This is a genomic window from Arthrobacter celericrescens, assembly GCF_003614925.1.
Classification (GTDB): Bacteria; Actinomycetota; Actinomycetes; order Actinomycetales; family Micrococcaceae; genus Arthrobacter; species Arthrobacter celericrescens.
Map to the genome: position 1 here is coordinate 79,910 of NZ_QYLP01000019.1, position 8,817 is coordinate 88,726.

Consider the following 8,817-nt stretch of genomic DNA (forward strand, 5'->3'; position numbering starts at 1 on the left):
ATACGGCTATTTCAACAGGTTGGCGACCATGAAGCCGAGCGCCACGAGGCCCAGGACGAAGATCACGCCGCGCAGCACCGCCGGCGGGAGCCGGCGGCCCACCTTGGAGCCCACCAGGCCGCCGATGGTCGAGCTGACGGCAATCAGGGCCACGACAATCCAGTTGATCCGGTCAAAGGCGAACAGCATGTAAGACACGGCGGCCACCATGTTCACGCCCAGCACCAGGAAGTTCTTCATGGCGTTCGCGTTCTGGATGGTGCCGGTCATGAATACGCCGAGGATGCCCACCAGCAGGATGCCCTGGGCCGCCACGAAGTACCCGCCGTAGACGCCTGCCAGGTACACGAGCACCACCAGCAGCACGCCATGGTTCTTGTCCTTGATGGCGTGCTCGGGGTTTTCCTCGCGGCGCCGCACCCAGGCCTGCAGCCGGGGTTGGAACATCACCATGAGCAGCGCCAGCACCAGCAGCACAGGTGCGACGTAATGGAAGACCTTCTCCGGCAGGTGCAGCAGCAGCCAGGCGCCGGTAATGCCGCCGAGCAGCGAGGCCGGGAGCAGTTGAAGCAGCTGCCGTCCGCGGCCGGCGAGTTCGCGCCGGTAGCCCCATGCGCCGGCGGCGGCACCGGCCACGAGGCCCATGGCGTTGCTCATGGAGGCCACCACGGGGGTGATGCCGAGGGCGATGAGCACCGGGAAGGTCACGAGCGTGCCGGAACCGACCACTGCGTTGATGGTGCCGGCCCACAGGCCGGCGATAAAGGTAATGAGGCCGCTGAGAAGTTCCACTATTTTGATATCCGCTTAATTCTATGTCCGCTGTGCAGGAGGCTGCCGGGTCAGCGGCGCGCGGTGGCCGTGTAGCGGCCCGCGTTCTCGGTGACGTCCAGGTCCACGCCGAAGGTGGTGCTCAGGTGTTCTGCAGTGAGGACCTCGTCGATGGGCCCGGCGGCCACGACGCCGCCGTCGCGCAGCAGCATCGCGTGCGTGAAGCCCGGGGGGACTTCCTCGAGGTGGTGGGTCACCAGGACCATCACGGGAGCTTCTTCGTCGTTGGCAAGTTCGGCGAGTCGGTGGACCAGCTCTTCGCGTCCGCCGAGGTCCAGGCCGGCGCCCGGTTCGTCCAGGAGCAGCAGCTCGGGGTCGGTCATGAGGGCACGGGCGATCTGGACGCGCTTGCGCTCCCCTTCGGACAGGGAGGCGAAGGTGCGGTTCAGGAGGGGGCCCATGCCCCACTCGTTGAGCAGGCCGAAAGCGCGGCGCTCGTCGTCGCGCTCGTAGCCTTCCCGCCAGCGGCCGGTGACGCCGTACGCGGCGGTGACCACGACGTTGAGGACCTTCTCGTGCTCGGGGATGTGGTTGGCCAGGGCCGCGGAGGAGAGGCCGATGCGGGGGCGCAGTTCGAAGACGTCCACGCGGCCGAGGGTTTCGTCGAGGATCCCGGCCGTTCCGCTGCTGGGGTGCAGGCGGGCGGCGGCGATCTGGAGGAGTGTGGTCTTGCCTGCGCCGTTGGGACCGAGGATCACCCAGCGTTCGCCGTCGTTGACCTGCCAGTCCACCTTGTCCAGCAAAGTCTTGGAACCCCGGACGACACTGACAGAAGTCAGTTCAAGAACATCACTCATAGGAATAGACACTAGGACAAAATCCGGGCCGATTGATAACCGGCCGGCAGTCATACCTTGGGCCGTCACATGGAATTCAGGGAGCCCCGCCGCGCTGGCTAAGATTGCAGCCATGAGTTCGAACGTGACCGCCGTCAGCTATGGCGTGAATCTGTCCCCCGTGGAGCTGGAAAACCTGCGGAATGTGCTTGCCTCGGCAGGCGCATCCCTGACCTCCGAGGCACGTTCCGGGGACGACCGCTTCAGCGTCTACACGCTGGGCCTCACCGTGGACAACGGACTCTCCGCGGACCTCACCGCGCTGCGCCGGGTACTGGCCGATGCCGCCGGCGCCGGCGTGGACACCGCGGTGGTCCCGGACAGCCTGCGCCAGGCGGCCCGCAAGTTGCTCATCATGGACGTCGACTCCACCCTCATCCAGCAGGAAGTCATCGAGCTCCTTGCCGCCCACGCCGGCAAGCGCGAGGAAGTCGCGGCCGTCACGGAAGCCGCCATGCGCGGCGAACTGGACTTCGCCCAGAGCCTGCACGCCCGGGTGGCCGTGCTCGCCGGACTGCCGGTCGACGTCGTCGATTCCGTCCGCGCGGAGGTTCGCCTGAGCGAGGGTGCGGCGGAGCTTGTGGCCGCTTTCAAGGCGGCGGGCCACGCCGTGGCCGTGGTGTCCGGCGGCTTCAACCAGATCCTGCGCCCGATCGCCGAAGAGCTGGGCCTGGACTACTGGATCGCCAACGAGCTTGAAATCGTCGACGGCGCCCTGACCGGCCGCGTGATCGGAGACGTGATCGACCGCGCGGCCAAGGAGAAATACCTGCGCCAGTGGTCGGCCGCCGAGGGCATCGAGCTGGGGCACACCATCGCGGTGGGCGACGGCGCCAACGACCTCGACATGCTCGGCGCGGCGGGAATCGGCGTCGCCTTCAACGCCAAGCCGGCGGTGCGGGCCGTGGCCGACGCCGCCATCAACATGCCCTATCTGGACGCGGTCCGGCACATCGCAGGTGTCTGAGCCGGGCCGGGGGCCAGGCCTCTAGTTCGGCGAAGGCCGTGGCACCTCCCGCGCGGAGGGGCCACGGCCTTCTGCGTATCCGGGAGACTTCCCGCCTCTTGCATAAAATACCCCCCGGGGGTATTCTCGTCGTGTTGTCAGTGAAGTGGTATGTCCCGGAGGGCCGGCTGAGCGGTTCCTCTTTCACAGCCGTTCAACCCCAGCTCTCATCCGAACCTGCCACGGCCCGCACCACCACAAGCGATGCTGGACCGTTACTGGAGGAGCACCGTCATGGAAGAACACAACCCTCACCACGATCACGCCTCACCTGTGCGCGAAGCTGACCTGCACCACACCACTCCCGCCGCCCACTCCGGCCACTCCGGCCACGGAGCGGCCCGGGGTACCGACGATGAGCACACCGTGCACACCCACGGCCAGCACGCCGGGCACAGCACGGCGATGTTCAAGGACCGGCGCGGTGTTGTTCATGGCCGATCTGTCCCGCGCCAGTTACACCAAGATGTGTCAGAACCTCGTTTGGGCGACCGGCTACAACATCGTCGCCGTGCCCCTGGCCGCCGGCGTGCTGGCGTTCGCCGGGATTGTCCTCTCCCGGCAGCCGGTGCGGTGCTGATGTCGGCTTCCACGATCGTGGTTGCCCTCAACGCCCAACTGCTGCGGCGGGTGAGACTGAACCCGTCCCAGGTTCATTGACTCGTCCGTGACCGTCTCCGTCACCATACGGCAGCAACGCGACATGGCGGCCGGTAGGCTGAAACAAGCACCCAGGAAGGAGGACGCCGCGTGAAGCCACTGCGCACGCCCTTCGGCGCCTTCCTGCCGGCGGCCGGCCTGCTGGGCGTTGTCCTCGCGCTGATCGCCGGGATTCTCGGCATGCACATCATGTCCGGCGCCCACGCCGCGCATACGGCAGCCGTGATCAAGGATGCCGGAACCGTTGACGCCGCCACTGCGGAGGGCGACCCGGGGCACGCGCACCACGGGTCCGGGCTGCCAGAACCTCGTTTCACAGAAGCGGCCCCCGGGGCGGCACCAGGCGCCGCGCAGGGCGCGGCCGGAGCGGTCGATTCCGGGACGACGCAGTGCTCCTGCTCGGGCAGTTGCTCCGACCAGCACGCCGCCACCGCCTGCACCCCGTCCCTGGGCACGGGAACCCTGAGCGCCCCTGCACCGGAGAACGGGGCCCACGTTCCGGCACCACTCCAGAGCGGTGCAGACGCGCCCCGCGTTGCCTGGACCTACCGTCCCGGAAGTCCTTCACCGGGCGAGCTGTCCATCAGCAGAACATAGGCCCGCCTCAGCCCGGCCTCAGTGCCGGCACCTCTTGCTCCGGCCGGCAGGCTCCGCGTTTTCCGCCGGGCATGCCGTGCCCACCGTGCACAACATCCGTTTTGCGGGCGCCCTTGCGCCCCACCCTGACTTGAAGGACCCGATTTTGATGAACACCAAGAAGCTCCTGCCCGTCGCTGCAACAGCCATCGCGGCGGCCATTGCCCTGGCCGGATGCTCCGGTACCCCTGGCTCGTCCGGTACCTCCGGCACCTCCATGCCGGGCATGGATCACGGCATGATGGGCTCGTCCAGCCCGGCAACAGCACCTGCAACGGACCACAACGCGGCGGACGTGATTTTTGCCCAGATGATGATTCCGCACCATGAGCAGGCCATCGAGATGAGCGAGATGATCCTGAAGAAGCAGGGCATCTCCGCCGAAGTCGCGGCCCTGGCCAACCGCATCAAGGCTGCCCAGGGACCGGAAATCGAGAAGATGAAAGGTTGGCTGAAGGACTGGAACCAGTCCATGCAGATGCCCTCAGGGCACGGGATGGACGGCATGATGGGCGCCGACGACATCGCCAAGCTCGAAGCCGCACAAGGGAAAGAAGCCGCGAAGCTCTTTCTTACCCAGATGATTACCCACCACGAGGGCGCCATCACCATGGCCAAGACCGAAAGCGCCGGCGGCAAGAACTCCGACGCGATCCAGCTCAGCAAGGACATCATCAGTGCCCAGGAAGCCGAGATCAAGGAAATGCGGCAACTGCTGACCACCATCTGATCCGTACACCGCAACAAAAGAAGTCCCGGACAGCAGGTGCTGTCCGGGACTTCCGTTGGTGCCCTTGCCGGGCAGAAGAGACTAGGCGCTCTTACCGAAGTAGTCGGCGCCACCGACGTACTCGGTGTGGCCGCTTTCGACGTCGGCGGTGACCATCTTGGCGACCTCGGCCGCGAACTCCTCCACGGAGTACAGCTTGCCGGCTTCGGCGCGGCGGGCCTCGATGGCGCCCGGGTTGGAACGGTCGAGGAGCGTCGCGGTAACAGTGCCTTCGATCATGTCGCCGGAGACCACCACGAGGGAGATTCCCTTCTCCTCGAGGTTCGGCAGCAGTTCGCGCAGCGCCACCTCACCGGCGCGCTTGCTGCGTGCCACCGGTTCGTATTCCGGCATGGTGGGGACGGTGTCGATGAAGTGGGCCTGGTGGCTGGTCACGAAAACCACGCGGGAACCTTCGGGCATCAGCGGGACGGCAGCGTTCAGCATGTTCAGCTGGGCATCGCGGTTGAGCTTGAGCGCGTAGCCCTCTTCCATGCCCGATTCCATGCCGCCCGAGGCGTTGAGGACCAGGACGTCGAGGGAACCGAATTCCTCCATGGCAGCGCTGGCCAGTGCCTGCACGCCTTCCACCGTGGTCAGGTCGGCGCCCACGGCGACGGCGCGGCCGCCGGCCTCCTGGATTCCGCTGACGACCTTGTTGGCCCGGGGGGCCTTCTGGCGGTAGTTGACGACGACGGCGGCACCCTCGCCTGCGAGGATCTTGGCAACCTCGGCGCCGATGCCCCGGGACGATCCGGTGACGATTGCGGTCTTGTTATCGAGTAGTCCCATTCGGGCTCCTTTTGTTCATGACGTCCAAAACAGTTCGGGTCCGGTATCCATCATGCCAGCGCAGTGCCGTTTTCCTGTTGTGGGCATTCCACAAAAGCTCGGCACGGAACCGCGGCAGCGGGGACCGGCGGGGGAAGCGGAGGCTCCGCTTAGTGACCCATGCCCAGGCCGCCGTCGACCGGGATGACGGCGCCGGAGATGTAGGCGGCCTCGTCGCTGGCGATCCAGCGGACGACGTTGGCAACCTCGGTGGCCTCCGCGAAGCGGCCGGCAGGGATGCTCGCCAGGTAGCTCTTCTGGGTGTCCTCGGGGAGCTCGGCCGTCATGTCGGTGTTGATAAAGCCCGGCGCCACCACGTTTGCGGTGATGCCGCGGCTGCCGAGTTCGCGGGTCAGGGAGCGGGCAATGCCCACCAGGCCGGCCTTCGAGGCGGAGTAGTTGATCTGGCCAGGTGCACCGTACAGGCCGGACACGGAGGAGATGAGCACCACGCGGCCCTTGCGCAGGCGGATCATGCCCTTTGAGGCACGCTTGATCACGCGGAACGCACCGGTGAGGTTCGTGTCCAGCACGGAGGTGAAGTCGTCTTCGCTCATCCGCAGCAGGAGGGTGTCCTTGGTGATGCCGGCGTTGGCGACCAGCACCTCCACGGGGCCGTGGGCGGCTTCGACTTCCTTGAACGCGGCGTCAAGGGAGGCTTCGTCCGTGACGTCGGCACGGACGCCGAGGATGCCTTCGGGAAGCGGGGATTCGCTGCGGTAGGTCACGGCGACCTTGTCTCCGTTGGCAAGGAACGCCTCGGCGATGGCCAGGCCGATCCCGCGGTTGCCACCGGTGATGAGTACGCTCCGGCCGTTTGCTGTTTCAGACATGCTCTGTGCTCCGTGATCCCGCGGCAGGAAGCTGCCGCACTGTGAAGAAGGTTGTTTTCCCGGATCGATCTTAGCCGCGGCCCGGCGCGCCTGCGGAAAGGCGTACCGGCCGACGGCGGAGGTGACGGCCTGCACGGCCCTGCTGCATCCGGGGCGGTTGCGTGCGGTTTGGGCGCCAAGTGCCGTGGTGAGAGAATTGAAGGGAGCATTTTGGAGCGTGGTGAACAAGCTGTGACAAGACATGACCGCCCCTTGGACAAGGGAGCCGGGGACCCGGTGCCGGATGCTGCGTACCCGGAAGTGCACAGCATCACCGACGCCGCGGCCGCCCATTCCGAAGACATGCGCGAGCGGATGATCAAGTATGCGCTGGCCATGGGCATCCGCATGGTGTGCATCATCCTGATCTTCGTGGTGGACGGCTGGTTAAAGCTCGTGGCGGTTGCCGGTGCGGTCCTGCTGCCATGGATCGCGGTGGTCATCGCCAACGGCAGCGACAAGGCCGAAGTGCACAGCGATGCCCTGCTGGACTACGTTCCCGCGGCGGAACTCGAAGGACCGGACCGGTCGCAGGAAACAGGCACCCCAGAGGAAACGGAGACAGACCAGCCGATGACCATCCTGGAAGGCGAAATCGTCGACGACAACGACGCCACCGACGCCGCAGGCAGGCCCGACGACAGCCGCGGGCAGGCGGCGGAGTGAGCCTCCTCTTCCCCGGATCCCCCGCGGCCGGCCCCGAGGGTGCACCCGCAATCTGTTCCCGCAAGGCCTGCCGTGCCGAGGCACGCTGGCAGCTGCTGTGGAACAACCCGCGCATCCACACCCCTGAACGGCGGAAGGTGTGGCTGTCCTGCAGCGAGCACCGCGGCTGGCTGGAGGACTACCTGCAGACCCGCGGGCTCTGGAAGGAAACCATCCCCTTCACCCCGGAGACTGCCGCGGAAACGCCAGGCCCGGCACAGGACGGGGCCCGCTGAATGTACCGCTTTCTTTTCTCCAGCAAGTGGCTGGGCTACTTCGTGCTGGCTTTGATCTTCGCCACCGGCTGTGTCCTCCTGGGCCGCTGGCAGATGGACCGGCGCGCTGAAACCCTCGCCGAGATCAACCGCGTGGTCAGCAACTACTCGGCCACCCCGATCCCCTTCAGCGCAGCCAAAGGCCAGTTCGAGTCCCTGGACCCGGAGAAGGAGTGGACCCAGGTTGAACTCCGCGGCCGTTACGACGTGGCGGGCCAGCGTGTGGTGCGGAACCGCCCGCTCAACGGCCAACCGGGGTACGAAGTGGTGGTTCCGTTCCGTCTCGACAGCGGGGACGCCGTCGTCGTCGACCGCGGCTGGCTGCCCATCGGCAACAAGACCCCCGGCCACCCGGACAGCATCCCTACCCCGCCCTCAGGCGAGGTGACCGTCGTCGTGCGCCTGAAGCCGGGCGAAGCGAAACTGGACCGCGGCGCCGTCGAAGGCCAGCTCGCGGCCATCGAGCTGCCCGGTTACGCCGCCGAACTCCCCTACCCGCTGCTGACCGGCGCGTACGGCCAGCTGGCGAGCGAAAGCCCGGCACCGGCGTCGATGCCTGTCGCCTTCCCCAAGCCCGAAACGGATGAAGGGACGCACCTTTCCTATTCCCTGCAATGGTTCGCGTTCGGCGTGCTCATGTTCGTGGGTTTCGGCTACGCCGCCCGGCAGCAGGCCAGAAATGCCCGGATCGACGCCGAGGACGAGGATGACGATTTCGGCGCGGCCGCCCGGGTCAAGGCCTCGTCGAAGCTTGCCCGCAAGTCCAAGCGCCGCACATCCGAAGAAGAGGAAGACGAGATTCTCGATGCCCAAGGCTACTGACGCACACCCGGCCGGATTCCCTGACGCCGTGGACAACGTCAGGGGCGCGCTCCTGGCCGCCGGACTGCCGGACACCATGCAGCTTTTCAGCACCGGCGTCCCGACGGCGGCCGCAGCCGCAGAACAGCTGGGCTGCGACGTCGCCGCGATCGCGAACAGCCTGGTCTTCGAGCTCGACGGCGGACCACTCCTGATCCTAGCCAGCGGCGCCGCGCGGGTGGACACCTCGCTTGTGGCCGCGCAGTTGGGCGGCGGAAAGGTCCGCCGCGCCAGCCCGGACTTCGTCCTGGAGCACACCGGCCAGGAAGTGGGCGGCGTGGCCCCGGTGGGGCACCCGCGGCGCATCCGGACCATCCTGGATGAATCCCTGGAGCAGCATCCGCTGCTGTGGGCAGGCGGCGGCGACCACTCCTCGATGTTCTCGATCACCTACGAGGATCTCGCCCGGATCACCGGCGCCGAACCCCTGCGGGTGCGCTGACCCAAGTAGCTCGCAGTTGTTGACCCTTCTATAGTTCGTCAAGCCTGGCTGCGGGTGTGGTTTGTCGCGTTGAGGGTTCGATAGATCCGTCGG

Annotated in this window: 12 protein-coding genes and 1 pseudogene; 8 read left to right on the plus strand and 5 right to left on the minus strand. The window is 66.8% G+C overall.

Annotated features, from left to right (window positions below; translation table 11 throughout):
* Positions 1 to 6: 6 nt before the first annotated feature.
* Positions 7 to 792 (minus strand): sulfite exporter TauE/SafE family protein, encoded by a 786-nt coding sequence (locus tag D3654_RS03915; protein ID WP_120520216.1) that lies wholly within the window; start codon positions 790 to 792, stop codon positions 7 to 9.
* A gap of 50 nt (positions 793 to 842) precedes the next feature.
* Entirely contained in the window at positions 843 to 1,628 is a 786-nt protein-coding gene (locus tag D3654_RS03920) for an ABC transporter ATP-binding protein (RefSeq protein WP_120520217.1), read from the minus strand.
* Positions 1,629 to 1,740: 112 nt separating this feature from the next.
* Between D3654_RS03920 and serB the strand changes: the two genes are divergently transcribed.
* Positions 1,741 to 2,634, plus strand: a complete 894-nt coding sequence (gene serB, locus D3654_RS03925) for a phosphoserine phosphatase SerB (protein ID WP_120520218.1) — start codon at positions 1,741 to 1,743, stop codon at positions 2,632 to 2,634.
* A gap of 306 nt (positions 2,635 to 2,940) precedes the next feature.
* On the opposite strand, the gene D3654_RS20365 is transcribed toward serB, so the two are convergent.
* Entirely contained in the window at positions 2,941 to 3,108 is a 168-nt protein-coding gene (locus D3654_RS20365; RefSeq protein ID WP_162943608.1) for a hypothetical protein, read from the minus strand.
* Between D3654_RS20365 and D3654_RS03930 the strand changes: the two are divergent.
* The 3 genes and pseudogenes from D3654_RS03930 to D3654_RS03940 all read left to right on the plus strand — a co-directional run.
* Positions 3,095 to 3,333, plus strand: a pseudogene (locus D3654_RS03930) (heavy metal translocating P-type ATPase); the annotation flags it as partial. The gene D3654_RS20365 and the pseudogene D3654_RS03930 overlap by 14 nt on opposite strands.
* A 90-nt stretch (positions 3,334 to 3,423) precedes the next feature.
* On the plus strand, positions 3,424 to 3,930 hold the full coding sequence (locus tag D3654_RS03935; protein WP_120520219.1) for a hypothetical protein: 507 nt from the start codon (positions 3,424 to 3,426) through the stop codon (positions 3,928 to 3,930).
* A 148-nt stretch (positions 3,931 to 4,078) separates the two neighbouring features.
* Positions 4,079 to 4,699, plus strand: coding sequence for a DUF305 domain-containing protein (locus D3654_RS03940; RefSeq protein ID WP_120520232.1), 621 nt, complete (start codon positions 4,079 to 4,081; stop codon positions 4,697 to 4,699).
* An 81-nt stretch (positions 4,700 to 4,780) separates the two neighbouring features.
* On the opposite strand, the gene D3654_RS03945 is transcribed toward D3654_RS03940, so the two are convergent.
* Positions 4,781 to 5,530 (minus strand): SDR family oxidoreductase, encoded by a 750-nt coding sequence (locus tag D3654_RS03945; RefSeq protein WP_120520220.1) that lies wholly within the window; start codon positions 5,528 to 5,530, stop codon positions 4,781 to 4,783.
* A 149-nt stretch (positions 5,531 to 5,679) separates the two neighbouring features.
* Positions 5,680 to 6,402: a beta-ketoacyl-ACP reductase gene (locus D3654_RS03950; protein WP_120520221.1), complete on the minus strand. Its 723-nt coding sequence runs from the start codon at positions 6,400 to 6,402 to the stop codon at positions 5,680 to 5,682.
* A 210-nt stretch (positions 6,403 to 6,612) separates the two neighbouring features.
* Here D3654_RS03950 and D3654_RS03955 point away from each other — a divergent pair, with 210 nt between their 5' ends.
* Genes D3654_RS03955 through D3654_RS03970 form a run of 4 tightly spaced genes read left to right on the plus strand, consistent with a single transcriptional unit; the run spans position 6,613 to position 8,724 of the window.
* A complete protein-coding gene (locus tag D3654_RS03955; RefSeq protein ID WP_120520222.1) occupies positions 6,613 to 7,107 on the plus strand; it encodes a DUF3099 domain-containing protein in 495 nt (164 codons plus the stop codon).
* The gene (locus tag D3654_RS03960) at positions 7,104 to 7,382 is read left to right on the plus strand and encodes a hypothetical protein (RefSeq protein WP_120520223.1); all 279 of its coding nucleotides are present in this window, start codon (positions 7,104 to 7,106) and stop codon (positions 7,380 to 7,382) included. Before D3654_RS03955 ends, D3654_RS03960 begins: the two co-directional genes overlap by 4 nt.
* Positions 7,383 to 8,243: an SURF1 family cytochrome oxidase biogenesis protein gene (locus tag D3654_RS03965; protein ID WP_120520224.1), complete on the plus strand. Its 861-nt coding sequence runs from the start codon at positions 7,383 to 7,385 to the stop codon at positions 8,241 to 8,243.
* On the plus strand, positions 8,227 to 8,724 hold the full coding sequence (locus D3654_RS03970) for a YbaK/EbsC family protein (RefSeq protein ID WP_120520225.1): 498 nt from the start codon (positions 8,227 to 8,229) through the stop codon (positions 8,722 to 8,724). The genes D3654_RS03965 and D3654_RS03970 overlap by 17 nt, the downstream gene beginning before the upstream one ends.
* The last annotated feature ends 93 nt before the right edge of the window (positions 8,725 to 8,817 follow it).

Excerpts from the sequence above, each read along its gene's own strand:
- D3654_RS03920 (WP_120520217.1), bottom strand. The coding sequence starts at position 1,628 with ATGAGTGATGTTCTTGAACTGACTTCTGTCAGTGTCGTCCGGGGTTCC.
- serB (WP_120520218.1), top strand. The coding sequence starts at position 1,741 with ATGAGTTCGAACGTGACCGCCGTCAGCTATGGCGTGAATCTGTCCCCC.
- D3654_RS20365 (WP_162943608.1), bottom strand. The coding sequence starts at position 3,108 with ATGAACAACACCGCGCCGGTCCTTGAACATCGCCGTGCTGTGCCCGGC.
- D3654_RS03940 (WP_120520232.1), top strand. The coding sequence starts at position 4,079 with ATGAACACCAAGAAGCTCCTGCCCGTCGCTGCAACAGCCATCGCGGCG.
- D3654_RS03945 (WP_120520220.1), bottom strand. The coding sequence starts at position 5,530 with ATGGGACTACTCGATAACAAGACCGCAATCGTCACCGGATCGTCCCGG.
- D3654_RS03950 (WP_120520221.1), bottom strand. The coding sequence starts at position 6,402 with ATGTCTGAAACAGCAAACGGCCGGAGCGTACTCATCACCGGTGGCAAC.
- D3654_RS03965 (WP_120520224.1), top strand. The coding sequence starts at position 7,383 with ATGTACCGCTTTCTTTTCTCCAGCAAGTGGCTGGGCTACTTCGTGCTG.
- D3654_RS03970 (WP_120520225.1), top strand. The coding sequence starts at position 8,227 with ATGCCCAAGGCTACTGACGCACACCCGGCCGGATTCCCTGACGCCGTG.